This is a genomic window from Microbacterium sp. Y355 (genome assembly GCF_059445345.1).
The window spans coordinates 718,835-745,357 of record NZ_JCAIUD010000001.1 but is presented as its reverse complement, the minus strand read 5'-3'; the positions used below and the strand labels follow the sequence as shown (position 1 = coordinate 745,357).

The window sequence follows — 26,523 nt, the reverse complement described above, 5'->3', positions numbered from 1 at the left end:
GCTCGATGGCATGGGTGATGTTCGTACTCCGCTGCGCACGGTGTGTTCGTACTGCGGTGTGGGCTGCGGCATCACGGTCACCACGGAGACCGCGGCGACTGGCATTGCCGTCGTTAGCAAGGTGGTCGGCGACAAGGAGCATCCCACCAACCGCGGGCGCCTGTGCACCAAGGGCGGCGCACACACCGAGATGATGGCGGCACCCGGCCGGATGACCTCTGCGTCCCGTCGCCCAAGCCGGGGCGAACCACTCGAGCACGTCAACCGTGACGACGCCGTCCGCCTCGCAGGGGAGCAGCTGCGAGCGATCGTCGAGGAGCACGGCCCCGACTCCGTAGCGCTATATGTTTCCGGGCAGATGTCGATCGAAGCGCAGTACTTGTCGAACAAGCTCATCAAGGGCTACATCCGCGGCATCCACATCGAGTCGAACTCACGACTGTGCATGGCCTCCGCCGGCACCGGGTACAAGCAATCGCTCGGCGCTGATGGCCCGCCCGGATCGTATGAGGACTTCGACCACGCTGACCTGTTCTTCGTGATCGGTTCGAACACCGCCGACTGCCACCCGATCCTGTTCCTGCGAATGTCGGATCGCCTCAAGCGCGGTGCGAAGCTGATCGTCGTGGATCCCCGCCGGACGGCGACGGCTGACGCCGCAGACCTGTTCCTGCAGATCGCACCAGGAACGGATCTCGCGTTGCTGAACGGACTGCTGCACCTGCTCGTAGAGAAGGGCGCGATCGACGAGGGGTTCATCGCGGCGCATACCGATGGCTGGGAGGCAATGGCGCCGCTCCTCGCTGACTATCCGCCGGAAGCCGTCGCGCGCATCACCGGCCTCGCCGAGGACGACATTCGCACCGCCGCGCGCTGGATCGCTGAGGCCGGCGAGTGGATGACGCTGTGGACCATGGGCCTGAACCAATCCACCCATGGCACATGGAACACGAACGCGATCTGCAACCTCCATCTTGCGACGGGAGCCATCTGCCGCCCCGGCAGCGGGCCGTTCTCGCTCACCGGTCAGCCCAATGCCATGGGCGGCCGCGAGATGGGTTACATGGGACCCGGCCTGCCGGGGCAGCGGGCGGTCTTCAGCACCGCCGACCGTGCGTTCGTCGAGGATGTGTGGGGCCTCGAGCCAGGGGCGATCCGGGCTGAGAGCGGTACGGGAACGATCGATATGTACCGCGACATGGCAGGCGGCGGCATCAAGGCCGCCTGGATCATCTGCACGAACCCGGTCGCCACAGTCGCGAACCGGGCGACCGTTATCGAGGCGCTTGAGCGCGCCGAGTTGGTCATCGTCCAGGACGTGTTCGCCGAGACAGCCACCGCCGCCTATGCAGACATCCTGCTCCCAGCGACGCTCTGGGTCGAGTCCGAGGGTGTCACGGTCAATTCCGATCGCACCATGACACTCGTCGGGCATGCCGCCGATGCGCCAGGGGATGCCCGACCAGATTGGCAGACGATCTGCGACGTCGCTCGCGCGATGGGATTCGCCGAGGGATTCGCATACTCGTCGGCGGAGGAAGTCTTCGATGAGATCCGCTCGTTCTGGAACCCGCAAACAGGGTGGGACGTCCGCGGCGTCGACTACGCGCGCCTGCGACGCGGGCCAGTGCAGTGGCCCGCTCCGCCCGACGATGACGCCGATCGCCATCCCATCCGCTACCTCAACGACGGGATTAGCCAGCGTCTGCACGTCGACGACGACGGTTCCGCGCCGCGCCTGGCTTTTGCTACACCGTCGCGACGCGCGCAGTTCTTCCCTCGGCCGCACGCCGATCCCGCCGAGATGCCGGACGATGACTTTCCGTTGGTGCTCAACACCGGCCGTCTTCAGCATCAATGGCACACGATGACCAAGACCGGGCGGGTCGCGAAGCTCAACAAGCTCACCCCAGGCCCGTTCGTGGAGATCCACCCCGACGATGCCGTGGCCCTCGGGATCGCCGCGACCGATCAAGTCGAGGTCGCCTCGCGCCGCGGACGCGTGGTGCTGTCCGCCGTCGTAACCGACCGCGTTCGGCCCGGCGGCTTGTTCGCGCCGTTCCATTGGAACGACGAGCACGGCGAGCACGTCACCATCAACGCGGTCACCAGCGACGCCGTCGACGAGGCGTCGCTGCAGCCCGAGTTCAAATTCTCCGCCGTGGCGCTCCGTCGCGTCGGGCCCGCTCCGGCGGAAGCGAAGCCCGTGAGCGACATCGTCTCCCATTCGTCGGCACTCGAGGCGTTCACGGCAACCGCGCCAACGCCCGGCCCCGCCGAGCAGCTCTATGTCTCGGGGTTCCTATCGGCGCTCGCGTCTGTGCCGCCGCCGGGCGGAGTCGTGCCGGTTCTACCGTCGACCGCCCCGGTCTCCGCCGAGGTGCGGCTCTGGTTTGACGGCCTCATGGCCGGGACCTATTCGCGGGCCGGCCAGGAGGTATCTACGGTCGCCGCCGGGTCGACGCCAGGCGCTGCCACCACACTCGAGGTCACCATCCTCTGGGCCTCGCAGACCGGGAATGCGGAGGAGTTCGCGGGATCGTGCGTGGCGGCGGTCGCCGAACGGGGCATGCGCGCGCGCCTGGTGAACATGGATGAGTTCCCCTCCGCTGACCTGGGCGGCGTGCAGCGACTGCTCGTGGTGACCTCGACGTTCGGCGTGGGCGGGCCACCGGACAATGGCTCGTCGTTCTGGGATGAGCTCAGCGCCAACGCTGCGCCGTCGCTGGACGGCCTGAGCTTCGCCGTGCTCGCCTTCGGGGACTCGAGCTACGACGACTTCTGCGGTCACGGGCGGCGCGTGGACGAGCGGCTCCGGTCGCTCGGCGCCGTCGCGCTGCTCGACCGGGTCGACTGCGAACCTTTCGATGACGACGCCCCCGCGGTCTGGCTGGCTCGAGCCCTGGACGCATTCGCCGCCGGGACGGAGCCGGCGTCCGCCCCTGGACGAACCGAGCCGGCTGGAAGCCCGCCACCCGCCGTACAGGCAGAGGCCGCCCCGTTCACACGCAGGAACCCGCTGTTCGCACGATTGACCGTGAATGAACTGCTCAGCATCGAGGGCTCACAGAAAGAGGTGCGACGGTTCGGCTTCGACCTCGCCAACCTAGAGCACACCTACACAGCTGGCGACGCCCTCGGCGTGGTCTGTGACAACAGCCCAGCGATGGTTACGGAGTGGCTGCGCGCAACGGGGCTGGAACCCTCTGCCGTCGTGCATATCGACGGCCAGGACCAGTTGCTCGAGCACGTGCTGCGCACCCGTTTCGACATCACCCGCATCGGCGGCGACGTGATTGATTTCATTGCCGAACGCAGTCGTAGCAGCGAACTGGCTGCTCTGAGACGTAACGAGAACTCCCATCGCTTCGCCCAATACGCATGGAGCCGGCATGCCGTGGACGTGCTTCGCGAGCACCCAGTGCAGGCAACGCCCGAGGAGTGGCTCGACGTCCTCAAGCGGCTACAGCCGCGGCAGTACTCGATTTCCTCCAGTCCTAAGGAGGGTCACGGCCGGGTCGAGCTGACTGTTTCGGTGGTCCGCTTCCGCGCCGAGGGCGACCGTGCCCGCGGCGGCGTATGCTCGAGCTTTCTCGCAGACCGTGCTGAGGACACCCTGGTACCGATCTACCTGCAGCGCTCCCCGCACTTCGGACCTCCGGCAGACCCGACCGCGAGCATGATCATGATCGGTCCAGGCACCGGCGTCGCTCCGTTCCGGGGCTTCCTGCACGATCGGCGCGCCGAGGGGCATACCGGCCGAAACTGGCTGTTCTTCGGCGAACAGCACTCCGCGACCGACTTCTACTACCGCGACGAGCTGCTCGGCATGCGCGAGGACGGATTCCTGACTCGCCTCGACACCGCGTTCTCGCGCGATCAGAGACAGAAAATTTACGTGCAGGATCGCATGCGCGAGCATGGCGCGGAGCTGTGGCGGTGGCTTCAGGACGGTGCGAGCCTCTTTGTCTGCGGCGATGCCGAGCGGATGGCTAAGGATGTCGATGCCGAGCTGATGCGGATCGCACGCACTCACGGCGGGCTCGATGAGGTGGCCGCCGGGCGGTTCACCAAGCAGTTGGCCGTCGACAAGCGGTACGTGCGCGACGTTTACTGAGCGGGTGCCGACCCCGCTCAGTGCACACAGAACGAAGCCCCGGTCCGCGGACCGGGGCTTCGTTCTATTCGGCGGCTCAGATGCGGTGTCCGGCGAGCGCGCCACGAGGGCGTACGTACACCGTGAATGTGACGATCATGAACAACAGGTAGGCCGCCACGAACCCAGCGAAAGCTGTCGAGTAGCTTCCCGTCGAGCTCTGCGACAGATTCAGTACCTGGGGGATGAGGAACCCTCCGTACGCGCCCACTGCGGAGATGAGACCGAGCGCGGCAGCGGAAGTGCGCTGCGCAGGAAGGGCGGGACCCTTACCTGCACGGACGGCGAACACCACGGGAATCATGCGGTAGGTCGCGCCGTTACCGACGCCGGACGTGACGAACAAGACCAGGAAGCAGCCGAGGAACAGCCAAAAGTTGTCGAGCGGCAGAGTCCAGATCACCAGCAACGCCACAAGTGCCATCACAGCGAACGCACCGAGAGTAACTCGACTGCCGCCAAAGCGGTCAGCGAGTCGCCCGCCGTACGGGCGAGCGATGGATCCGACGAGTGCACCCGTGAATGCAAGCGATACAGAGGCCGTGCCGATCTGGAAGCTGCTGAAATCGGGAAACTGATCGGCGATGAGTTTCGGGAACACCCCGGCGAAGCCGATGAAGGATCCGAAGGTTCCGACATAAAGGAGCGAGAGGATCCACATGTGCGGCTCCTTGATCGCGGCAAGCGAAGCCTGGACGTCGGCCTTGGCGCTGGACAGGTTGTCCATGCCCTTATACGCGCCGATCATGGCGACCACGATGAATGGCACCCAGATCCAGCCAGCCAGGGAGAGGTTGACCGTCGCGGCCGCCCCTATCGTGACGACAATTGGTACGACGAACTGGGCAACAGAGGCACCGAGGTTGCCACCGGCGGCGTTGAGGCCGAGCGCCCACCCCTTCTCCCGCTGTGGGTAGAAGAAGGTGATGTTCGACATGGAGCTTGCGAAATTCCCACCACCGAGGCCCGCGATCGCGGCGATGAACAGCATCACGCCGAACGGAGTGTCTGGATTCCCGACCGCAAGAGCGAGCAGCACGGTCGGGATGAGCAACAGACCGGCGGAAATGACAGTCCAATTCCGACCCCCAAAGCGCGGCACCATGAACGAGTACGGAATGCGAAGCGTCGCGCCGACGAGGCTCGGCAGAGAGATGAGCCAGAAGGATTCCGAACTGGTGAAGGAGAAGCCGGCATGGGGAAGCATCACCACGACGATTGACCACAGCTGCCAGACCACAAACCCGAGGAACTCGGCGAGTATCGACCAACCGAGATTTCGGCGGGCGATGGTTCGGCCTTCGGCTTCCCAGAACGTCTCGTCTTCGGCATCCCAGCCCTCGATCCACCGCCCCGGCCGGCGTGTGAGCGGGCTCGTGTACTGCGTGGCGACCCGCGTATCGGTGTTGCTCATACGTGTTCCTCTCGGAAGATCGTGTCAGGGCTGAGGTGTCGATCCGACGCTATTGCGGTGCTGTTTCGCTCGAGCACTCCGGGGGTTACCGTCCGATCACCTCTTGCTCACCGTTGTCCGCACTCGGTTGTGGGCTGCGGCTGTTGAGATGGGAGACTGAGAGGATGCGCCTCGACATCGTTTCGATATTTCCGGAGTTCTTCGACGTCCTCGATATATCCCTCCTGGGGAAGGCGAGGGTCGCAGGCCTCATCGAGTTCGGCGTCCACAACCTGAGGGACTTCACGCACGACCGCCACCGCACAGTCGATGACACTCCATACGGTGGTGGCGCCGGAATGGTGATGAAGCCCGAGCCCTGGGGTGTCGCGCTGGACCAGATCGCGGTTGGCTCAGATCGGCCGACGATCATCTTCCCGTCGCCGGCCGGTGAGCTCTTCACCCAGTCGACCGCGCGAGAACTCGCCACCCGGGAGCATCTGATCTTCGGCTGCGGCCGCTACGAAGGCATTGACGAGCGGGTGTTCGAGTATGCAGCCTCGCTGGGTGAAGTACGCCTGGTGAGCTTGGGCGACTACGTGCTCAACGGCGGAGAGGTGGCCGCGATGGCGATGATCGAAGCCGTCGGTCGGCTGATTCCGGGTGTTGTCGGCAACCCGGAAAGCCTTGTCGAAGAATCGCACGAGGATGGTCTGCTCGAGTATCCCTCGTACACGAAACCCTCGACCTGGCGTGAGCGCGCCGTACCGGATGTGTTGCTCAGCGGCAACCACGGAGCAATCGCTGCCTGGCGTCGTGAGCAGCAGCTCGAGCGCACCCGACAGCGACGACCGGATCTGCTCGACGATTGAGCCCGGTAACTTCACGGCCACACGCGGTACACCCGCACTGACTACGCTGTGGTTGTGCCGTTCGCCATCTTTCTCGCGATCATTCTCGCCATTCTTGCCGTATTCCAGATTGCGCTGGTCTTCGGCGCACCGATCGGACGTTTCGCGTGGGGCGGGCAGCATCGTGTGTTGCCACTTGGATTTCGCATCGGCAGTGCGGTGTCGGTGCTCATCTACGCATTCATTGCCGTCGTCGCATTCGACCGTCTCCAAGCGATCGACATTTTTCCTGGCGATTTCTCCGTCGTCACCATGTGGGTGATCTTCGGATACTTCTGCCTTGGCATCCCGATGAACGCCATCTCGCGTTCGAAGCCCGAGCGCTACACCATGACGCCGACAACGATCGTGCTCGCAGCTCTGAGTCTTGGGATAGCGCTGGGAGCGGGAGCCGTTGTCTGAACGACCCTTCTCAGACGCGAGCGTCGACGTCGTCGAGCATCTCGTCTTCGGCATCCGCGTCGTGATCACGGCGTCGTGATCTCTTGACTCGAGCGGGGCGTCCTTCGACTTCTTCGCGGTGCTTCTGCACCTCAGTGCGAATCATGTAGCCGACGAAAATCAACCCCATCAGTGCGAACAGAATCCATTGGATTGCGTACGAGAGATGGGGGCCAGGGTCATTGGTGGGGGAGTCGAACCCACCGAGTGCAATCTCAGCTGCCGGGTCCTCACTCACCAGCAACCCGTATGCGCTCGTGATGACGTCGCCGTCTGTGGTCACCTCGATGCTCGGCAGGTGAATTGTTGGCACCTGTCCTTCGGGGGCACTGCGCCCGGAGGTGGGTAGCGGCTCACCAGGGCGCAGCCTGACAATGACCTCGATTGTGTCGGTCGGTGGGTCTGGTACTACGTCGGGGAGGGCTCCCTCGCCCGGAGCAACCCACCCACGATTGACGATGAAGACGCGCCCATCGACGTCACGGAATGGCACTAGCACCTCGAATGCGCTCGTGCCACCGTGTGGGCGATTGCGGACCAGAACCTGCTCGTCGGCGAGATACTCACCCTGCAGCAAAACGGGGTGCCATTCATCCGCAGGGTCGAGTGCGCCGTCAGGTCCGATGGCGTCCGCGAGGGGCATCGGCGAGGCATCGTAGTTCTGCTCGACGAGTGCAATCTGTTCGGCGCGGCCCGCATTGCGATCGAACTGCCAGTTGGAAAGGAACACGCACCCGGCAGCGAGTGCGGCGGAGACAACGAGATAGACACCCCACCGGACGAAGCGATTGTTCATTCAGGCAGTCCTTCTCGCACCGTCACCGGAAAATCACGGGCGGCGAGGTAATCATGCAGATAGGCGACGTGCTCATCGCAGGCGAGCCAGATCTTCTCGCGATCAGCGGCGTGAATTCGAGGGTTTCGCCAGACGATGTGTTGCGTGGCGGCGTTGCGGCATGCGGCGCGCGAGCACTCGGTCGTCACTGTTCGTCATCCTTCGGACGTTCCTGGATGGTGATGATCGTCGAATCTTCAGCCTCCGCAGAGGAATCAGGCTCCGTGGCTGGAGCCGACAACTCCTGCATCGGTGATTCTGGCGCTGCAGTGACGGTCGGGCTGACCGCGTTGGCGAAGACGACGGCGATGTAGGGGAGCACTACGGCACCACACGCGAACACCCAGGTGTACCACCCGTATGGAGTGATAAGAACTGTGAGGAGAAAACACACTCCACGGATCAGCATCGTGAGGGTGTAACGGCGCACGCGACCGGTCGCCTCGTCCTGCGGAGACTGCGGCAGGGAGGTTACTGCTGGTGCATGACGGGAGTGCTTCACGGTACTTCCAGCCTACGCCGCGTGGCGTACTGCGGACGCCGCTGCTGGACGCAGAATGCCGGTTCTACGACAGGAAGAACGGCAGGAATCCCGCGGTCCCGATCAGGATAATCGAGAAGATGCCGATGATGATGGCGATCGCGAGGATCGCCACACCGACGTAGCCGAGGATGAGGCCGGCGATCGCGAGGCCGCGCCCACCTATTGCCGGGTTTTGGCGAGTCTGTTTGAGTGCCATGTGCCCGGTGATCACCGCGACGATGGATGCCAGCAGCGGGATGAACGCAAAGCTGAGAACGATCCCGGCAATGCCGGTGATCAACGAGGTCACAGCGAGTCCGCTGGTCGGACGCGGTGCGGCATACGGCTGACCAGCGGCGTAAGGCTGCCCGCCAGCATAGGGCTGCTGCGGCGCGTAATAGTTCGGCGCGGACGGCTGTGCAGGCGCCGCCGGGTAGCTGGGGGCGGCCGGGTAGCTAGGGGCGGCAGGCTGGACTGCGGCAGGCTGGACTGCGGCAGGCTGGACTGCGGCGCCGGGATACGGCTGTGGCGGAGCGTAGGGATTCGCCTGGGGGACAGGGGGAACAGTGGGTTCTACCCCGGGGAAATCATTGTTGCCGCTCATGCCGCTACCTTTCGTTGCACTCAGGCTCGCAGTTGACCCAGGCGGTGTCAATTTGCCCGGGGGCTGAAGCGCACCCCGATATGATTGCTCGGGCCTGACCGAGCGCCATTGGGAGTGAAAACATGAATTCAGAACGCGTCGTCCTTGTCACCGGAGGCAACCGAGGTATCGGTCGTGCGATTGCGGAGCGCTTCGTGCGCGACGGCTATCGTGTCGCGGTCACGGCCCGCAGCGGCGAAGGGCCAGAGGGCACATTGACCGTTCGCGCGGACGTGACGGATGCCGCGGCCATCGACGCCGCATTCACAGAGGTCGAAGCCAAACTTGGTCCGATTGAGATCGTCGTCGCGAACGCAGGTATCACCAAGGACACTCTTCTCATGCGTATGAGCGAGGATGACTTCGACAGCGTGGTCGCGACGAACCTGGGTGGTGCCTTCCGGGTCGTCAAGCGTGCTTCGAAGGGAATGCTCCGTGCACGCTTCGGACGCATCATCCTGATCTCCAGCGTCGTCGGACTGTATGGTTCGGCCGGGCAGGTCAACTATTCCGCGTCCAAAAGCGCACTAGTCGGGTTCGCGCGTTCGCTCACGCGCGAGCTCGGTGCACGCGGCATCACTTCGAACGTCGTTGCGCCCGGTTTCATCGAGACCGACATGACTGCTGAGCTGCCGGAAGAGACACAGAAGCAGTACAAGGCGAGCATCCCGGCCGCGCGTTTCGCGACTCCGGATGAGGTGGCGGGCGTTGTCACATGGCTCGCCGGGGACGATGCTGGCTATATCTCCGGCGCTGTGATCCCTGTCGACGGCGGCCTGGGGATGGGGCACTAACCTCCGGCAAACCCACCAGCTATGCCAGGGCTCTGATGATCAACTCGGCTAGCCGGTCGGGCTGAGTTAACTGTGGCCAGTGGCCCGAGCCGATCTTGATGACGGTGATGTCCCTGATCGCTCGGTACTCGTCTGCATATGCGCCCCACTGGTCTAGCTGCGCCTCGAGGTCTTCTTGATCAAGCGTTCCCATCAGAAGCGTGACCGACACGTGACCTCGGTCTCCTGAGAGCAGGATGGGATCGGTCGGGACGCGCGGAGGCACGGTGCGCGTCAACGGCAGCGTGCGAGTGCGCGTTGCATCGTCGATGTCGAACACATCCTCCTCGGGGAAATACTCCCAACCGGGGAAGGGAATGACCCCGCCAACAACGGGAAACTCAGAGATTGACGAGCCTGGCGGGGGTGGAACGGTATCGACAAAGATCACGCGTGCCACCTGATCCGGTCGAACGTCTGCTGCGCCCCATACGACGTTTCCACCGCCGCTGTGCCCGACGAGCACGACCTGTGCATCGGTGGCGTCGATCTGCGCCACGACCGCGGCTACCCAATCGGCGATGCCGATATCTGCGGACGTCGCGGCAGGTGAACCGACCCCCGGCATGGTCAATGGAATTGGATTGTGGCCAGCGGCTTTGAGTTTGAGTACGACGTCATCCCACGAAGATGCGTCGAGCCAGAGTCCCGGTACGAGGATGATGTCCATACGGCGACGCTACGCGCGGCCACGGACATCCGCCAGGGTTGGAGCGCTGAGTCAAGGCAGCAGGGGAATGACCTCGCTGAGATCCTGCAGGCCGATAACCAGGCTCGCGGCATCTCGCACGGCCGGTTTCGCGTTGAAGGCGAGGCCGAGGCCCGCGACCGCCATCATCTGCAGATCGTTCGCACCGTCGCCGATGGCGATCGTCGCGTTCAGCGGCACACCGAGCTCGGCCGCCCATTCCTGCAACGAAAGTGCTTTGGCAGCAGCATCCACAATCTCGCCGTCCACGAACCCTGTTAGCGCACCATCCGTCACAGCCAGCCGATTCGCACGCCAGCGATCAACGCCGAGCTCAGGTGCGATGTGGTCGAGAATCTCGTGGAATCCGCCTGAAACGACTCCAACCACACCGCCACGTTCATGAACGGCCGCAGTCAGCTCGCGCACACCGGGTGTGGGCTCGACACGAGCACGCACCCGTGCGAAGGCGTCAGTGGAGACGCCTGTCAACGCGGCCACCCGAGAACGCAGGCTGGATGCGAAGTCAACCTCGCCGCGCATGGCAGCCTCGGTGGCGGCCTGAACTTCTTCACGGCGCCCAGCTTCATCGGCAAGAAGTTCGATCACTTCATCGCGAATGAGGGTGGAATCGGCATCGAGGACGACGAGGAAGCGCGCAGCAGTCACACGACCGAGCGTAGCGCGCCGATCAGCGCTCGATCTGCACGCCCTTGCCCACCACAGTGATTCCCGATTCGGTCACGGTGAATCCGCGCTCCAGATCGCGTTCACGATCGACTCCGACTGTGGCGCCGTCGAGAAGAACCACGTTCTTGTCGAGGACTGCCCGATGAATGCGGGCACCCTGGCCGACAATCACCTGGTCGAACAGCACCGAGTCGGTGATCGTCGAGCCACCGGCTGCGAGCGTGCCGGGGCCCACCACACTGCGCTCCAAGTGAGTTCCGGAGAGCACCGATCCCAACGACACGATCGAGTCGATCGCGTTTCCGATACGTCCCACCGCGTCTCGCACGAACTTCGCGGGCGGCGAATTCACACTCTGAGTGCGGATCGGCCACAGCGTGTTGTACAGGTTGAACACCGGAAGTGTCGAGATGAGATCCATGTGCGCGTCAAAGAACGAATCGATCGTGCCGACATCGCGCCAATACGCCCGATCGCGCAGCGACGACCCTGGGACATCATTCTCTTTCATGTCGTAGTAGCCAGCCTCGCCGCGATCGACGAAGTACGGCACGATGTCACCACCCATGTCATGGCTCGAGTTGGGTAGCTCGCCGTCGGTCTGCACCGCTTCGATCAGTGCGTCCGTGTCAAAGATGTAGTTGCCCATCGATGCAAGAACTTCGTGCGGCGAATCGGCGAGACCCTCGGCATCCGCCGGCTTTTCCAGGAAGGCTCGGATGCGCCCACTGCCATCCGGTTCGGCATCGATCACGCCGAACTGATCTGCCATCGAAAGCGGCTGGCGGATGCCTGCCACGGTCGCCTTCGCACCGGAAGCGATGTGGGCTTTGAGCATCTGCCGAAAATCCATGCGATAGACATGGTCGGCACCGATGACGATGACGATGTCCGGCTTTTCGTCGTTGACAAGGTTCAGGCTCTGCAGGATGGCATCGGCCGACCCGGAGAACCACCGCTTGCCGAGCCGCTGCTGCGCGGGCACGGACGTCACATAAGAGTCGAGCAGCGAGGACATCCGCCAGGTCTGCGAAATGTGCCTGTCGAGGCTGTGCGATTTGTATTGCGTCAACACGACGACCTGGCGCAGCCCCGAGTTGATCAGATTCGAGATCGCGAAATCGATCAGTCGATACTGGCCGCCGAAGGGCACGGCCGGTTTCGCTCGATCTGCTGTCAGGGGCATAAGCCGCTTGCCCTCGCCGCCGGCGAGGATGATGCCGAAAATCTTCTTTGGGACCGCCATGGCTCAACCATAGATGCGGAACGCGTCGCTGTACTAGCGTTCAGACATGCGCGTTGACATGATCACCAAGGAGTACCCACCAGAGGTGTACGGCGGTGCGGGTGTGCACGTGGCCGAGCTCGTCACTGCGCTGAGGGAAAGCATCGAGGTGCAAGTGCGTGCTTTCGGCGCTCAGCGCGACGAATCCCAGACTCACTCCTATCGAAGCCCGGCTGAATTGGCCGGCGCCAACGCCGCAGTGCAGACCCTCGGGACGGACCTCACAATGGTGGGGGATGTCGCCGGCGCTGACCTCGTGCACAGCCACACCTGGTACGCGAACTTCGCCGGGCACATCGCCTCGCAACTGCACGGCATCCCGCATGTGTTGACCGCTCACAGCCTCGAGCCACTGCGCCCATGGAAGGCGGAACAGCTCGGCGGTGGGTACGCGGTGTCAAGCGGCATCGAGAAGCTCGCGTACGAGAATGCAGCGGCGATCATCGCAGTATCCGCGGGGATGCGCACAGACATTCTGCGTAGCTATCCGAAGGTGGATCCTGATCGCGTGCGGGTGATCCACAACGGCATCGATGTCGAACGCTGGCGTCCAGTGCACAACGCCGCCTTCCTGCAGAGCATCGGCATGGACCCGACGCGGCCCTCGGTTGTGTTCGTCGGGCGCATCACTCGCCAGAAGGGGCTGCCATATTTGCTACGGGCCGCGGCTGAACTGCCCCCAGAGGTGCAGCTCGTGCTCTGTGCCGGCGCCCCGGACACTCCCGAGATCATGGCTGAGGTGCAGGAGGGCGTCCGCCTTTTGCAGCAGACCCGTCAGGGTGTGATTTGGATCGAGCGGATGCTCCCGCGTGATGAGCTGTCCGCAATTCTCACAGCAGCGACGACGTTCGTGTGTCCTTCGGTATACGAACCGCTCGGCATCGTGAATCTCGAAGCAATGGCATGCGGCGCGGCCGTCGTCGGGACGGCGACGGGCGGCATTCCCGAGGTGGTCGCTGACGGTGTGACAGGGCGGCTGGTGCCAATCGATCAGGTTCAGGACGGTACCGGAACGCCCGTGGATCCCGAACGATATGTCGCGGATCTCGCCCGTGTGATGACGGAGGTGGCGATGGATCCCGAGCGCGCGACCACATATGGCGCGGCTGGACGACGGCGTGCAGCCGAAGAGTTCAGCTGGGCGGCTATTGCCGACACCACGCGTGCGCTCTACGCCGACCTGACGCAGTGAGCCGATAGGCTGGAAACATGCCGAGCGCTCTTGAATTCACCGATGCCGTCGTGCGCCGTGACGGGCGCAACATCATCGATCATGTGACCTGGCAGGTCGCACATGACCAGCGATGGGTGGTGCTCGGCCCGAACGGTGCAGGCAAGACCACCCTTCTGCAGTTGGCTGACACTCTGATGCACCCCACCGGGGGAACGGTGACCGTTCTCGGGGAGACCCTCGGTCGCACCGATGTTTTCGAGATTCGCCCGCGGATCGGATTCGCATCCTCGGCGATGGCCAAGCGCATCCCGAGTGATGAGACCGTGATCAATGTCGTTCTCACCGCTGCCTACTCGGTGACGGGCCGCTGGAACGAGCAGTACGAGAACATCGACGAACGACGTGCCCTGCGCGTGCTCGGCGAGTGGAAGCTCGATCAGCTCGCTGACCGCACGTTCGGAACGCTCAGCGATGGCGAGCAGAAGCGCGTCCAGATTGCCCGCGCGGTGATGACCGACCCTGAGCTACTGCTGCTCGACGAACCGACCGCATCACTTGACCTTGGTGCGCGCGAAGAGCTGCTTAGCCTTCTCAGCGGCTATGCCTCCTCGCCGACGACGCCGGCGATGGTCATGGTGACTCACCATGTCGAGGAGATTCCGGTCGGATTCACGCACGTGCTTCTCATCCGCGACGGCGGCATCGTCGCAGCTGGGCCGATCGCGGAGACGCTGACGGCTGATGCTCTCACTGAGGCATTCGGCATGCCGATCCTGCTCACATCTGACGACGGTCGATACGCGGCGCGCGCCATTTCATGAGCGTGGATCTGCTAAACTCGACCCTTGGTGCAACCGCACACTCTGACTTTTCCTCTATTCGCATCCGCAAGCCAAGGACTCAGCAATGAAGACTGACATTCACCCCACCTACAAGGACATCGTGTTCCGCGACCTCGGCTCGGGCGAGACCTTCCTCACCCGCTCCACCGTGTCGAGCAACAAGACCGTCGAGCTGGATGGCGTGGAGTACCCCGTCATCGACGTCGAGATCTCCTCCGCTTCGCACCCGTTCTACACGGGCAAGCAGCGCATCATGGACTCGGCCGGTCGCGTCGAGAAGTTCAACCAGCGCTTCAAGGGCTTTGGCGGCAGCAAGTAAGCAGCCTCCTTCAGTACGAAGGCCCCGTCTCCATTCCGGAGACGGGGCCTTTGTCGTTGTCGGCTCGCTCACTTCGAGCATCCACGCCCCGGGGTGTCGCCGACGCCTCGGCGTAGCGACGTCAGTTCGACGGTGTGTCGACGGTAAGCCGGGGCGTCGGCGATTCTCAGACGGATGCCGGGCCGGGGTGCCGCACCGGCCACGTGCCGTCGAGCGCATCTTCTGCGTCGAGGCGACCGATACGGATGAAGTACTCGGTGAGGCTTTCCGCCTGGGTGCGTGCCCAGCCGATCTGCTGCGTGTGCAGTTCGTGAGCCGAAGGCGCAAGCTCGAAGGTACGCCCAATCGCCTGTGCGACGCGGCCGGCGGCGATGGCGTCTGCTGATGCCTCATGTGCGCCATCCAGAATCACGCCGTAGTGATCGGCAACGACCTCAAGTGTGCGCTTGCCCTTGCGATAGCGATCGACAGCCTTGTCGATGACGAGCGGGTCAATGATGGGACCAGGCGCCTCAAGCAGCGCAATGCCGTGCCGCACACACTCGTTGGTCAGCAGCGAGAAGTCGTAGGAGGCGTTATATGCCACCACTGGCATACCCTGCGCGAAAAGCGCCCGCAACGACTCGGTGATCTCTCCGACAACCTCGTGGGCGACTCGCCCTTCACGCTGTGCCTGTTCCGTGCTGATGCCATGCACGGCGGCCGCGCCCTCCGGAATAGGGATACCGGGGTCGGCAAGCCACGTACGCGCCGCGATCTCTCGTCCCTTGGCGTCGAGCACACCCACGTGAGCGCTGACAATGCGATCGCTGGTGACGTCGACGCCTGTCGTCTCCAGATCGAAAACGCCGATGCGTCCGAGCCAGCCAGGGAGTTCGAGATCGATTGCCATGAACCCAAGGTAAGGAGGGCCTCGGACATCGGGGCGCAGGCTCGCCCGTAGACTGGATTCATGCCCGTCTTCTCGCCCTATGCCGACCGGCTTAGCCGCCTTCCGATCGAGCGTCATGAGGCCCAGGTGCGGGGCGGAATGACAGCGTACTGGGTGTACGGACCAGCGCCGGAGGTGGAGGGTGTCACCACCGTCATCGCTGTGCACGGCTTCCGCGGTGAGCACCACGGACTCGAGCCAGTGCTGGCTTATCTTCCCGAAGTTCGCGTGATCGCGCCGGATTTGCCCGGCTTCGGCGAAACTCCGCCGATTCCCGGCCGCACGCATGACCTCGACGAGTACGCCGGGTGGCTACAGGACTTCGCCGCCACAGTCGCACCTGGTGCCGTCATCCTCGGTCATTCCTTCGGCTCGATTGTTGCCTCGGCCGCGGTCGCTAGCGGGCTGGAGACGCCCCGGGTCATCCTCATCAACCCGATCGGAGCACCCGCCCTGGAAGGGCCAAAGGGTGTGATGACACGCCTTGCTGTTCTCTACTACGACCTTGGCGCGATGCTGCCAGCAAAGCTCGGAACCGCGCTGCTGCGAAGCAAGTTGATCGTTCGGGTCATGAGTAACACGATGGCGAAGACGAAGGATCCGGTGCTTCGCCGCTTCATCCACGACCAGCACGACACCTACTTCTCCGACTTCGCGGACCGGGACGTCCTGCGAGATGCTTTTGTCGCGAGCGTCTCGCACGATGTCCGAGCCTCCGCCCCTCAGATCGACGTCCCGACACTGCTGGTCGCGGCACAGCAGGACGACATCACCCCGATCGAAGCAGAGCGGCACCTCGCGACGCTGTTCCCGAGCGCGGAGCTCGTGGAAATCGCCGACGTGGGGCATTTGATCCACTATGAAACCCCGGCAGAAGCAGCCGGGGCGATCCGCCGTTTCCTCAGGGTTCCCGTCGCGCGAGGCCAATAAGCCCCGCGACCCGGAACGGAATCACTTCGCCCATCGCGAGTGACGTCTCCGTCCGCTCGACGCCCTCGATGGACAGGATTCGGGCGTCCGTGTCGAACAGGTGTCGCGCATCCCTGCAGGCGACGCGTGCGAGAAGGTCGATGGATCCGCTGAGTCCATGCACCTGGAGGATCTCAGGGATCCGAGCGAGCTCCGCAGTAATGCGGGGGAGATCAGTCTGTCGCAGGCCAATGCTCACAAACGCCTGGAGCGGGAAGCCGAGCACCTCGGGGGAGAAGGATCGTTCGTAGGACAGAAATACTCCTGTCTGCTCCAGCCGTGTCATCCTGGCTTGGATGGTGTTGCGCGACAGTCCGAGCGCCTCAGCAAGCGCGACGACTGTGGTGCGCGGATCTTCAGCGAGCACGGCGAGCAGTTCGAGATCAACACGATCGAGAGCAGACATAGTGCCAAACGTTAGCAGGATGCTCGGGGCAAAACTGCGCAACATGCTCAAGGCAGGTCGAGATGCTTGAGCGTGCTGATCAATGGACGTAACCTCGAAGCATCCGATGAAGACGTCGGAGCAGGCGTGCAACTCCTCACGAGGGAGACACACGACAGGAGGACGATGATGTCACCGCAGACCACCCCGATTGCCGACACCACGCAGGATCTAGAACTTTCTGAGCGCCTCATCGCGCCAGATGGAACGCGACTGCGCAACCCTGATCTCGAGCGCTACGTTGCTGACGTCGACGCGGCGCAGTTGCGTTCACTTCATCGCGACATGGTCATCCTCCGTCGTATCGACGCCGAAGGTGTTGCACTCCAGCGCCAGGGCCAGCTGGGCCTTTGGGCGCCCTGCCAAGGTCAGGAAGCTGCCCAGATCGGCACCGCCCGTGCACTCGACCCCGTTGACTTCGTCTTCCCGAGCTATCGCGAAACCGGCGTGATCTACGCACGTGGCGCTCAGCCGGGTGACTTCGTGCGCGTCTGGCGTGGAGAAGAAGGCGCGCCGTTCGACCCGGATCAGATGCGTATGGCGCCGCTGCAGATCATTATCGGCGCGCAGACCCTGCACGCGGTCGGCTACGCGATGGGGATCAAGCACGAGAAGGCCCCAGAAGTCGCCGTCACGTACTTTGGAGACGGCGCCACCAGCCAGGGCGATGTGAACGAGGCCATGGTGTTCGCCGCCTCGTACCAGGCGCCTGTCGTGTTCGTTTGCCAGAACAACCATTGGGCGATCTCCGAGCCGGTCGCTCTGCAGTCCCAGTATCCGATTGCGGGCCGGGCCCCCGGCTTCGGAATCCCGAGTATGCGCGTAGACGGGAACGACGTGTTGGCGTGCATGGCCGCCATGCGGTGGGCATTGGCTCATGCCCGCGCAGGCAAGGGCCCCGCGTTCATCGAAGCGGTGACATATCGGATGGGACCGCACACCACCTCTGACGACCCGACCCGCTACCGCGATCCAGCAGAGCTGGAAGCGTGGCGCACACGCGACCCGATTTCCCGGCTAGAAGCGTATCTGCGGGCAGTCGACGAGATCGATGACGAGCAGATCGCGGCCGCACACGCTGACGCTGACGTGATGGCACGTGAGATGCGCGCGGCATGTCTGAGCATGGTCACGCGCGAGCCGCTGGCTGTATTCGACGGCGTGTACGCCGAACCGCATTCCGGTATCTCACGCCAGCGCGATGAGTATGCTGCGTACCTCGCCTCCTTCAAGGAGGCCTGAGATGACTGAGATCACTCTGGGTAAGGCGCTCAATGCGGGGCTCCGCCAGGCGATGCGTGATGACGACAAAGTCGTGCTGCTCGGCGAGGATATCGGCAAGCTTGGGGGAGTCTTCCGCATCACCGATGGGCTGCTGGATGAATTCGGCGCCTCCCGTGTCATCGACACGCCGCTTGCAGAATCAGGAATCGTCGGAACAGCTGTCGGACTTGCCTATCGGGGATACCGCCCGGTCGTCGAGATCCAGTTCGACGGATTCGTTTACCCGGCGTTCGACCAGATCGTCTCGCAGGTCGCGAAGCTGCACTATCGCACCCAGGGCCGAGTGAAGATGCCCATCACCATCCGCATCCCGTGGGCGGGCGGAATCGGTGCCGCCGAGCATCACTCGGAATCGCCTGAGGCCTACTTCGTTCACACCGCTGGGCTCCGTGTCATCGCGGTGTCCAATCCGCAGGATGCTTACCGCTGCCTGCAACAGGCGATCGCCTCAGACGACCCTGTCATTTTTTTCGAGCCCAAGCGCCTCTACCACCACAAGGGTGAGGTCGATCTGGAATCCTCGCTGGCGGATGCTCCGCCGATGGGCCTCGCTCGCGTGGTCCGTGCCGGATCGGATGCCACGATCATCACCTACGGCGCCATGCTGTCCACTGCTCTGGATGCCGCGGCCGCAGCCGAGGACGAGGGCCTGTCGCTTGAGGTCATCGACCTGCGCTCCATCTCTCCGGTGGACTACGACACCGTCGCTGCGTCAGTGCGCCGTACCGGCCGAGTCGTCGTTGCGCACGAGGCATCACGTGAGGCGGGTGTCGCCGCCGAAGTGATCGCCAGTATCACCGAGCAGTGCTTCGAATATCTGGAGTCTGCGCCGCTGCGGGTGACCGGGCACGATGTGCCCTATCCGCCCGCGAAGCTTGAGAAGTTCCACTTGCCGGATCTGGATCGGATCCTCGACGCGGTCGACCGCGTGCTGGACCGGCCAAACAGTCTGACCGGAGCGGAATCATGATCGAAGAGTTCCACCTTCCCGACCTCGGTGAGGGGCTCACCGAAGCCGAAGTGGTGCAGTGGCTGGTCGCCCCAGGCGACACTGTCACACTGAACCAGACCCTCGCGGAGGTAGAGACAGCCAAGGCCATCGTCGAGCTGCCGTCGCCTTATGAGGGCACGGTGACGACTCTGCATGCTGAGGCAGGGGCAACTGTCGCTGTCGGCTCGCCCTTGATCGCCTTCGATGTGGAGGGTGTAGAACCGGCTGAAGAGAAAACACCGCCGAACCTCGTCGGCTACGGCGCCGCACCGTCGAGCACATCACGACCTATGCGCCGTGCGCGCCGGGCAAGCGACTCTCCTGTCGTCGTCGACACCGCGGTTTTGGAGGCGGCGCCTCACGATGTGCTACCAGACGCACCGATTCCTGAACGTATAGGCGAGCGCCCTCGTTCGACCCCGCCGGTGCGCGCCTACGCCAAACGGCTAGGCATCGATATCGTGCTTGTCGCCGCAGAGGTAGGCGATCGGGTGATCACTCGTGACGACATCGAGGCCTATGCAGAGCGCGTCGGTGGACGATCGGATGACGTCCCCGCTGCCCGGCCGCACGCGGTGCAGCACCTCACGGTGGGGGAACGCGAGACGCGGATTCCGATCCGCGGGGTGCGCAAGCACACCGCGGCCGCCATGGTTCAGAGCGCCTTCACTGCGCCGCACGTCACGACGTTCCATACGGTTGACGTCACCGCAACGATGGATCTGATAGCGAGGCTGCGCCAGGATCGCTCGCTCTCGGAGCACCGAATCGGCCCGCTCGTGATCGTTGCCAAGGCTGTGTGCCTAGCGCTCACCCGCACACCGGGCCTGAACTCGCGGTGGGATGAGGAAGCAGGCGAGATCGTTCAACCGCATTATGTGGATCTGGGGATCGCCGCCGCCACCGAGCGCGGACTGATCGTGCCCAACATCCGGGGTGCTGACCAGATGACTGTGCCCGAGCTTGCTGACGCTCTGAGTGCATTGACTGAAACAGCGCGCTCAGGAAAGACCTCTCCGGCAGAGCTTGCCGGAGGCACCTTCTCGATCACCAACATCGGAGTCTTCGGCATCGACGCAGGCACACCGATCCTGCCCCCTGGTCAATCAGGGATCCTCGCGGCCGGAGCGATCCGCCTGAAGCCATGGGAGTTCCGTGGGGAGATCGCGTTGCGTCAGGTCATGACGCTGAGCCTGTCTTTCGATCACAGGATCGTTGACGGCGCGGAGGGCGCCCGTTTCGTCAAGGATGTCGCTGACATTCTCGAGGAGCCGGGGCGAGCGATGCTGTTGCGCTGATCAGGCGATGAGGGCTGCGTGAGCCATGGCGATGAGCGTTCCTGCTGTCGCCTTCTTCGAACGCGAGGCACTGCGGGTGCTGTGCGGGGTGGAGTTGATGAGCCCGAAGCACGCCTGTACCCGTAGCCGAAGTTCGTCGGCCGATGCCTCGCGCAGCGGTGCAAGTGCCGAGATCCACAGGTCGATGTACGCGCGCTGCAGGCGACGGACTTCTGCGCGGTCATCTTCGGCAAGATGGGCCATGTCGCGGTCCTGCACGCGAATCACATCCGCATTGGACAGCGCGAAATCGACGTGGAAACTGACGAGCGCCAGCATCCGATCCTCGGCGCACGATGCTGCATCGGCCACTGCTGTTCCGCCGCCAACCAGCTCTTCACTGACCTTGACCAGCACGGCACCGAGCAGTGCCCGCTTACCTGCGAAGTGGCGATACACCGCTGGGCCAGAGACACCCACGGCAGAGCCGATGTCTTCCAGGCTCACGCCAGAGTATCCGCGGGCAGCAAACAGCCGCGCAGCCTCTTGCAGGAGGGCGTCTGCGCGTTCGGCTTTGGCGCGATCGCGCGCCGTGAGGGGGCTTGTCATCTCAGTTAATGCTCGCTAACCTAAATGAGCTGGTTAGTGAACACTAACCGAAAAGGCATGTTGAGTGCCACCACGTGAGTCAAGGAGGACATCACGATGCCCCCCACCCAGGAAATGCTGGCGGTCCAATTGCGCGCTCGTTTGGCGACTGCTGCCGCAGGCGGTCCAGAGCGTTCGAGGCAGCGCCACCAGGAACGTGGCAAATTACTGCCACGCGAACGCATCGCCCGGTTGCTCGACGAGGGGAGTCCCTTTCTCGAAGTATCCCCGCTCGCGGCCGACGGCATGTACGACGGTGAAGCCCCTGGCGCTGGCGTGATCGCCGGAGTCGGTCTCGTGCACGGTCGCCACGTGATGGTGTTGTGCAATGACGCCACGGTGAAGGGCGGCAGCTACCTGCCGATGACGGTCAAGAAGCACCTTCGCGCCCAGGAGATCGCGCTGGAGAACCGGCTGCCCTGCCTTTATCTCGTGGATTCTGGCGGCGCCTTCCTTCCGAAGCAGGATGAGGTATTCCCCGACCGCGACCACTTCGGCCGCATCTTCTTCAACCAGGCGCGGATGAGCGCGGAACGCATCCCTCAGCTCGCGGCGGTGCTCGGATCCTGCACTGCGGGCGGCGCCTACGTGCCAGCCATGAGCGATGAGACGGTGATTGTGCGGGGTCAGGGCACGATCTTCCTCGGCGGACCGCCACTTGTGAAGGCAGCGATCGGCGAGATCGTCACTGCCGAGGAGCTCGGCGGTGGAGAGCTGCACGCCCGCCGCTCCGGCGTGGTTGATCACCTCGCTGAGGACGATGAACACGCACTTGAGATTCTGCGGGACATCGTCGCGACGCTGCCACCACCGGCCGCTCCGGCATGGGAGGTGGCGACTTCCCGTGCACCAGACGACGCTTCCAGCCTGTATGACGTGGTCCCGGTCGATGTGAACACCGCATACGACGTACGAGAGGTGATCACCAGACTCATCGATGGCGATTCGTTCCGTGAGTTCAAGACCGAGTACGGCACCACGCTGGTGACCGGATTCGCGAGGCTCCACGGTCATCCGATCGGCATCGTCGCCAACAACGGAGTGCTGTTCAGCGAATCGGCGCTCAAAGGCGCTCACTTCATCGAACTGTGCGATCAACGCGGTATCCCACTCCTGTTCCTGCAAAACATCACCGGGTTCATGGTCGGCTCCGACGCGGAAGCCGGAGGAATCGCTAAGGATGGCGCCAAGATGGTGACCGCGGTGGCAACGACGCGTGTGCCGAAGCTCACCGTCATCATCGGCGGCTCCTTCGGTGCAGGCAACTACTCGATGTGCGGGCGGGCGTATTCGCCACGTTTCCTATGGACGTGGCCGGCCAGTCGCATCTCGGTGATGGGCGGCGCGCAAGCAGCGTCTGTTCTCGCCACAGTGAAAGAAGACCAGCTCACTGCGCGCGGCGAGCGCTGGAGCGCCGAGGAGCGCACTGCGTTCGAAGAACCTATCCGCGATCAGTACGAGACCCAGGGCGAACCGTATTACGCGACCGCCCGGCTCTGGGACGACGGCATCGTCGACCCGGACCAAACTCGCGATCTGCTCGGTCTCGCACTGGATGTTGTCGCCCGCAGTCCGCTGCCAGAGTCGCGCTTCGGCGTATTCAGGATGTGAGTGCCATGTTTAGTCGAGAAGGCTCAGCGGCCGCAAGGTTCGACACCGTCCTCGTCGCGAACCGGGGTGAGATCGCGCGTCGCATCATTAGAACTCTGCGTGAGCGCGGAATGCGCAGCGTCGCCGTCTACAGTGAGGCGGATGCTACGGCTCCGCATGCGCGTGAAGCAGACGTCGCGGTGCTGATCGGTCCTGCGGCGGCTGCGGAGTCGTATCTCAGCGTGGACGCGGTCGTGCGTGCGGCGCAGGAGACCGGCGCCCAGGCGATCCATCCGGGGTATGGCTTTCTCTCCGAGAGCGTTGCGCTGGCTGAAGCGTGCGCGGAGGCAGGCATCACCTTCATCGGGCCATCGATCAGAGCCATCAAGATCATGGGCGACAAGGCAGCCGCCCGCGTGCAGGTCGCGGCGCACGGCGTGCCGGTTGTTCCCGGGTTCGACGCGGTCGATCTGACCGACGATCAGATTGAAGAGCACGCGGCCGAGGTGGGGTATCCGCTGCTCGTGAAGCCGAGTGCGGGAGGCGGCGGGAAGGGCATGGAGATCGTCGCCGAGGCTGCCGGCCTTCGTGCCGCACTTGCCTCGGCGCGACGCGTCGCTGCAGCAGCATTCGGGGACGATTCCCTGTTGCTGGAGCGTCTGATCGCCCGGCCTCGGCACATCGAGGTACAGGTATTCGGCGACAGTCATGGCACAGTGATCGCACTCGGCGAGCGCGAATGCACACTGCAGCGCCGACATCAGAAAGTGGTGGAAGAGGCACCCTCAGCAGGATTGCCCGAAGGCGTGCGAGAGCGGCTGTTTGACGCTGCCGTGCGCGCGGCATCCAGCGTCGACTATGTCGGGGCGGGAACAGTAGAGTTCCTCGTCGACGCCGACTCGCCTGAGGAGTTCTTCTTCATCGAGATGAACACCAGGCTTCAGGTCGAGCATCCCGTCACCGAGACCGTCACGGGTCTGGATCTGGTGGCGCTGCAATTGTCGGTCGCTGCCGGTGACGCATTGCCCTCGCCGGCGCCGGTGTCGGGTCACGCTGTCGAGGCCCGTATCTATGCGGAGTCTCCGGAACGCGGCTTCCTGCCGTCGACGGGGCACATTCTGCGCTTCGACGCGCCGTGGGGCGTGCGAGTGGATGCCGCGATCGAGACGGGCAGCGAGGTCACCGGATACTACGACCCGATGATCGCAAAGGTCATCGCTCACGGTGCTGACCGTGAGACCGCGCTCAGACGGCTCGACGAGGCTCTGTCGCACACGGTCGTGCTCGGTGTCGACACGAACATCGCATTCCTTCGGCAACTGGTGACTCACCCTCGTGTGATCAGTGGTGACCTCGACACCGGCCTGATCGACACGATGCTGCCCCTGCCGATCCCGCAGCCCTCCAAGGCGATGCTCGCGGCGGCGAGACAGGAACTCCTGCATGAGACAGGCCCGCAGGAACCAAGTCTCACGCAGCAAGACCTTTCTCGCCGGGCGGGGTCCGCGTGGGCGCAGATGATGGACGCATCCGCTCGCCAGGTCGGCTTCCTCACTGACGACGGTGAGGTACTCGACGCTACGGTCGACGCGGATGCCCCGGGCACTTCAACGACAACGCCAGCGAATGCAGCAATAGACGCCGAAGGCGCGGTCTGGGTGACTGAGGCAGGACACACGGCGCGGTTGCGCCCGCTCGATCGTCGCGAGCGAATGCGACACAGGCTGGCATCGCAGCATCCGATTGCGTCGGAGACGAGCCCAGAGGCGCGCGCGCCCATGCCTGGCAGCGTGGTGGCCGTGCATGTTGAGGACGGATCAGCCGTCGCCGCAGGGCAGCCTCTCGTCTCAATCGAGGCGATGAAAATGGAGCATCCGGTACTGGCGCCGCACGACGGCACAGTGCACCTCCTGGTCGCCGTCGGCGACCAGGCACGACGAGACCAACCGGTCGCGATCGTGACAATCGATACCGTGACATCCGCGTCCGAAAATGCCGCTGAAACACCCTGACGGAGGAACATCATGACCCAGAATCTGACTGAAGACGAGGTTTCCCTCAGCGCGATGGTGCGCGACTTTGCCGAATCGGTCGTCGCACCGCAGGCCTACGAGGCCGACCGCACGCACACTCTCTCCATGGACGTCATCGCGCAGATGGGGGAGCTGGGGTTGTTCGGGCTGCCTTTCCCTGAGGACGTCGGCGGGCAGGGCGGAGATTACTTCGCACTCGGCCTCGCAATCGAGGCTCTTGCACGTGTCGATCAGTCCATCGCCATCACACTGGAAGCAGGCGTCAGTCTGGGTGCCATGCCGGTGTTCCGCTTCGGTACAGATGCTCAGCGCGCCGAGTACCTACCCGACCTTCTCGCCGGTCGCGCGCTGGCCGGGTTCGGACTGACCGAACCCGAAGCGGGAAGTGACGCCGGAGCCACCCGCACGACCGCACGTCGTGACGGCGATGAATGGGTCATCAACGGATCGAAGCAGTTCATCACCAACTCGGGTACGCCCATCACCAAGTTCGTGACGGTCACGGCGGTCACCGGATCGAGTGATGGCCGCAAGCAGATCTCCACGATCATCGTGCCGAACGGCACGCCAGGTTTCACCGTCGAACCGCCCTACGACAAGGTCGGATGGCACGCCTCCGACACGCACCCACTCACCTTCGACGACGCGCGAGTGCCGGCAGGAAATCTCCTCGGCGAAGAGGGGCGTGGGTTCGCGAACTTCCTCAGCATCCTCGACGAAGGGCGCATCGCGATCGCCGCGCTGTCGACCGGCGCGGCCGAGGGATGCCTGGAGGCAGCGGTCGAATATGCGAAGAGCCGCACGATCTTCGGGAGTGCCCTGAGCACGCGGCAGAACGCACAGTTCACACTCGCGCGCATGCGGGCGCGCGTACACACCGCTCGTCTGGCGTGGCATCACGCTGCACGGTTGAGAGATGCCGGAAAGCCATTCTCCGAACCCGCCGCGATCGCAAAGCTGGTGGCAGGGGATGCCGCAATGGACAATGCCCGCGATGCGACCCAGATTTTCGGCGGCAACGGATTCATGAATGAATTTTCGGTCGCGCGGCACTATCGTGATTCGAAGATTCTCGAGATCGGCGAAGGCACGACCGAGGTGCAGTTGCTGGTGATCGCGCGTGGATTGGGACTGACCTGATGACCGACATCATCCAAAGAGGGCTCTACTTCGAGGAGTTCGAGGTCGGGGCGCGCTATCTCCATCGCCCAGGACGCACCGCCACCGAGGCAGACAACGTGCTTTTCACGACGCTGACGATGAACACCCAGGCGTTGCATCTGGATGCGGCGTTCGCGGAAACCCAGGAGTTCGGCCAGCGATTGATGAACTCGATGTGGACACTGTCGACCATGGTCGGAGCATCCGTCGCGCAGCTCACACAGGGCACGCTGGTGGCACAGTTGGGGCTCGGAGATGTCGAGTTCCCGCATCCGCTCTTCGCAGGCGACACGCTGTACACAGAGAGCGTCATCACCGAGAAACGTCTGTCGTCCTCGCGTCCTGGTCAGGGCATCTGCACGATCGCTCACACCGGGCGCAACCAGGACGCCGTCGTGGTTGCCACCGCGACCCGCATCGCGCTTGTCCATTGCCTGCCAGGTGTGTCGACAAAGGAATGA

The 26,523-nt window shown here is 63.8% G+C and carries 26 protein-coding genes; 15 read left to right on the top strand and 11 right to left on the bottom strand.

Annotated features, from left to right (window positions below; all coding sequences use genetic code 11):
* Positions 1 to 10 precede the first annotated feature (10 nt).
* Positions 11 to 4,117: a bifunctional nitrate reductase/sulfite reductase flavoprotein subunit alpha gene (locus tag AC1C2O_RS03720; RefSeq protein ID WP_495429101.1), complete on the top strand. Its 4,107-nt coding sequence runs from the start codon at positions 11 to 13 to the stop codon at positions 4,115 to 4,117.
* Positions 4,118 to 4,193: 76 nt separating this feature from the next.
* Here the strand turns inward: AC1C2O_RS03720 and AC1C2O_RS03715 are convergent, their stop codons facing one another.
* Complete coding sequence (locus AC1C2O_RS03715; protein WP_495429100.1) at positions 4,194 to 5,570, bottom strand: MFS transporter; 1,377 nt, start codon at positions 5,568 to 5,570, stop codon at positions 4,194 to 4,196.
* A gap of 164 nt (positions 5,571 to 5,734) precedes the next feature.
* Between AC1C2O_RS03715 and trmD the strand changes: the two genes are divergently transcribed.
* Complete coding sequence (trmD, locus tag AC1C2O_RS03710) at positions 5,735 to 6,421, top strand: tRNA (guanosine(37)-N1)-methyltransferase TrmD (RefSeq protein ID WP_495429099.1); 687 nt, start codon at positions 5,735 to 5,737, stop codon at positions 6,419 to 6,421.
* Between the two features lie 54 nt (positions 6,422 to 6,475).
* The gene (locus tag AC1C2O_RS03705) at positions 6,476 to 6,862 is read left to right on the top strand and encodes a hypothetical protein (RefSeq protein ID WP_495429098.1); all 387 of its coding nucleotides are present in this window, start codon (positions 6,476 to 6,478) and stop codon (positions 6,860 to 6,862) included.
* A gap of 10 nt (positions 6,863 to 6,872) precedes the next feature.
* On the opposite strand, the gene AC1C2O_RS03700 is transcribed toward AC1C2O_RS03705, so the two are convergent.
* From AC1C2O_RS03700 to AC1C2O_RS03685, 4 genes are all read right to left on the bottom strand, one after another.
* Positions 6,873 to 7,697 (bottom strand): SURF1 family cytochrome oxidase biogenesis protein, encoded by an 825-nt coding sequence (locus AC1C2O_RS03700; RefSeq protein ID WP_495429097.1) that lies wholly within the window; start codon positions 7,695 to 7,697, stop codon positions 6,873 to 6,875.
* Positions 7,694 to 7,885, bottom strand: coding sequence for a hypothetical protein (locus AC1C2O_RS03695; RefSeq protein ID WP_495429096.1), 192 nt, complete (start codon positions 7,883 to 7,885; stop codon positions 7,694 to 7,696). The genes AC1C2O_RS03700 and AC1C2O_RS03695 overlap by 4 nt, the downstream gene beginning before the upstream one ends.
* Complete coding sequence (locus AC1C2O_RS03690; protein ID WP_495429095.1) at positions 7,882 to 8,238, bottom strand: DUF3099 domain-containing protein; 357 nt, start codon at positions 8,236 to 8,238, stop codon at positions 7,882 to 7,884. The genes AC1C2O_RS03695 and AC1C2O_RS03690 overlap by 4 nt, the downstream gene beginning before the upstream one ends.
* A 64-nt stretch (positions 8,239 to 8,302) precedes the next feature.
* Positions 8,303 to 8,863 carry a DUF4190 domain-containing protein gene (locus AC1C2O_RS03685; protein ID WP_495429094.1) on the bottom strand — a complete coding sequence of 187 codons (561 nt, stop codon included), beginning with the start codon at positions 8,861 to 8,863 and terminating at the stop codon, positions 8,303 to 8,305.
* Positions 8,864 to 8,985: 122 nt separating this feature from the next.
* Here AC1C2O_RS03685 and AC1C2O_RS03680 point away from each other — a divergent pair, with 122 nt between their 5' ends.
* Positions 8,986 to 9,696, top strand: coding sequence for a beta-ketoacyl-ACP reductase (locus tag AC1C2O_RS03680; RefSeq protein WP_495429093.1), 711 nt, complete (start codon positions 8,986 to 8,988; stop codon positions 9,694 to 9,696).
* Between the two features lie 19 nt (positions 9,697 to 9,715).
* Here the strand turns inward: AC1C2O_RS03680 and AC1C2O_RS03675 are convergent, their stop codons facing one another.
* Genes AC1C2O_RS03675 through AC1C2O_RS03665 form a run of 3 tightly spaced genes read right to left on the bottom strand, consistent with a single transcriptional unit; the run spans position 9,716 to position 12,359 of the window.
* A complete protein-coding gene (locus tag AC1C2O_RS03675; protein ID WP_495429092.1) occupies positions 9,716 to 10,405 on the bottom strand; it encodes an alpha/beta fold hydrolase in 690 nt (229 codons plus the stop codon).
* 51 nt (positions 10,406 to 10,456) lie between these two features.
* Positions 10,457 to 11,092 carry a phosphoserine phosphatase SerB gene (gene serB, locus AC1C2O_RS03670; protein WP_495429091.1) on the bottom strand — a complete coding sequence of 212 codons (636 nt, stop codon included), beginning with the start codon at positions 11,090 to 11,092 and terminating at the stop codon, positions 10,457 to 10,459.
* Between the two features lie 22 nt (positions 11,093 to 11,114).
* Positions 11,115 to 12,359 carry a glucose-1-phosphate adenylyltransferase gene (locus tag AC1C2O_RS03665; RefSeq protein ID WP_495429090.1) on the bottom strand — a complete coding sequence of 415 codons (1,245 nt, stop codon included), beginning with the start codon at positions 12,357 to 12,359 and terminating at the stop codon, positions 11,115 to 11,117.
* A 46-nt stretch (positions 12,360 to 12,405) separates the two neighbouring features.
* On the opposite strand from AC1C2O_RS03665, the gene glgA reads away from it, so the two are divergent.
* From glgA to AC1C2O_RS03650, 3 genes are all read left to right on the top strand, one after another.
* Positions 12,406 to 13,590 (top strand): glycogen synthase, encoded by a 1,185-nt coding sequence (gene glgA, locus AC1C2O_RS03660; protein WP_495429089.1) that lies wholly within the window; start codon positions 12,406 to 12,408, stop codon positions 13,588 to 13,590.
* A gap of 17 nt (positions 13,591 to 13,607) precedes the next feature.
* Positions 13,608 to 14,393, top strand: coding sequence for an ABC transporter ATP-binding protein (locus AC1C2O_RS03655; RefSeq protein ID WP_495429088.1), 786 nt, complete (start codon positions 13,608 to 13,610; stop codon positions 14,391 to 14,393).
* Positions 14,394 to 14,478: 85 nt separating this feature from the next.
* Positions 14,479 to 14,733: a type B 50S ribosomal protein L31 gene (locus AC1C2O_RS03650; protein WP_495429087.1), complete on the top strand. Its 255-nt coding sequence runs from the start codon at positions 14,479 to 14,481 to the stop codon at positions 14,731 to 14,733.
* Positions 14,734 to 14,899: 166 nt separating this feature from the next.
* Here the strand turns inward: AC1C2O_RS03650 and AC1C2O_RS03645 are convergent, their stop codons facing one another.
* Positions 14,900 to 15,625: a 3'-5' exonuclease gene (locus tag AC1C2O_RS03645; protein ID WP_495429086.1), complete on the bottom strand. Its 726-nt coding sequence runs from the start codon at positions 15,623 to 15,625 to the stop codon at positions 14,900 to 14,902.
* A 60-nt stretch (positions 15,626 to 15,685) separates the two neighbouring features.
* On the opposite strand from AC1C2O_RS03645, the gene AC1C2O_RS03640 reads away from it, so the two are divergent.
* A complete protein-coding gene (locus AC1C2O_RS03640) occupies positions 15,686 to 16,594 on the top strand; it encodes an alpha/beta fold hydrolase (protein WP_495429085.1) in 909 nt (302 codons plus the stop codon).
* Here the strand turns inward: AC1C2O_RS03640 and AC1C2O_RS03635 are convergent.
* Positions 16,566 to 17,039 (bottom strand): Lrp/AsnC family transcriptional regulator, encoded by a 474-nt coding sequence (locus AC1C2O_RS03635; protein ID WP_495429084.1) that lies wholly within the window; start codon positions 17,037 to 17,039, stop codon positions 16,566 to 16,568. The genes AC1C2O_RS03640 and AC1C2O_RS03635 overlap by 29 nt on opposite strands.
* Positions 17,040 to 17,207: 168 nt before the next feature.
* Here AC1C2O_RS03635 and pdhA point away from each other — a divergent pair, with 168 nt between their 5' ends.
* Genes pdhA through AC1C2O_RS03620 form a run of 3 tightly spaced genes read left to right on the top strand, consistent with a single transcriptional unit; the run spans position 17,208 to position 20,651 of the window.
* Complete coding sequence (gene pdhA, locus AC1C2O_RS03630; RefSeq protein WP_495431666.1) at positions 17,208 to 18,320, top strand: pyruvate dehydrogenase (acetyl-transferring) E1 component subunit alpha; 1,113 nt, start codon at positions 17,208 to 17,210, stop codon at positions 18,318 to 18,320.
* 1 nt (position 18,321) lies between these two features.
* Positions 18,322 to 19,332 (top strand): alpha-ketoacid dehydrogenase subunit beta, encoded by a 1,011-nt coding sequence (locus AC1C2O_RS03625; RefSeq protein WP_495429083.1) that lies wholly within the window; start codon positions 18,322 to 18,324, stop codon positions 19,330 to 19,332.
* Complete coding sequence (locus tag AC1C2O_RS03620) at positions 19,329 to 20,651, top strand: dihydrolipoamide acetyltransferase family protein (RefSeq protein ID WP_495429082.1); 1,323 nt, start codon at positions 19,329 to 19,331, stop codon at positions 20,649 to 20,651. The genes AC1C2O_RS03625 and AC1C2O_RS03620 overlap by 4 nt, the downstream gene beginning before the upstream one ends.
* Here the strand turns inward: AC1C2O_RS03620 and AC1C2O_RS03615 are convergent, their stop codons facing one another.
* Positions 20,652 to 21,239, bottom strand: coding sequence for a TetR/AcrR family transcriptional regulator (locus AC1C2O_RS03615; RefSeq protein WP_495429081.1), 588 nt, complete (start codon positions 21,237 to 21,239; stop codon positions 20,652 to 20,654).
* 96 nt (positions 21,240 to 21,335) lie between these two features.
* Between AC1C2O_RS03615 and AC1C2O_RS03610 the strand changes: the two genes are divergently transcribed.
* Genes AC1C2O_RS03610 through AC1C2O_RS03595 form a run of 4 tightly spaced genes read left to right on the top strand, consistent with a single transcriptional unit; the run spans position 21,336 to position 26,523 of the window.
* Positions 21,336 to 22,889, top strand: a complete 1,554-nt coding sequence (locus AC1C2O_RS03610; RefSeq protein WP_495429080.1) for a carboxyl transferase domain-containing protein — start codon at positions 21,336 to 21,338, stop codon at positions 22,887 to 22,889.
* 5 nt (positions 22,890 to 22,894) lie between these two features.
* Positions 22,895 to 24,880, top strand: a complete 1,986-nt coding sequence (locus tag AC1C2O_RS03605) for an acetyl/propionyl/methylcrotonyl-CoA carboxylase subunit alpha (RefSeq protein ID WP_495429079.1) — start codon at positions 22,895 to 22,897, stop codon at positions 24,878 to 24,880.
* Positions 24,881 to 24,892: 12 nt separating this feature from the next.
* Complete coding sequence (locus AC1C2O_RS03600) at positions 24,893 to 26,041, top strand: acyl-CoA dehydrogenase family protein (protein ID WP_495429078.1); 1,149 nt, start codon at positions 24,893 to 24,895, stop codon at positions 26,039 to 26,041.
* Positions 26,041 to 26,523 carry a MaoC family dehydratase gene (locus tag AC1C2O_RS03595; protein ID WP_495429077.1) on the top strand — a complete coding sequence of 161 codons (483 nt, stop codon included), beginning with the start codon at positions 26,041 to 26,043 and terminating at the stop codon, positions 26,521 to 26,523. The genes AC1C2O_RS03600 and AC1C2O_RS03595 overlap by 1 nt, the downstream gene beginning before the upstream one ends.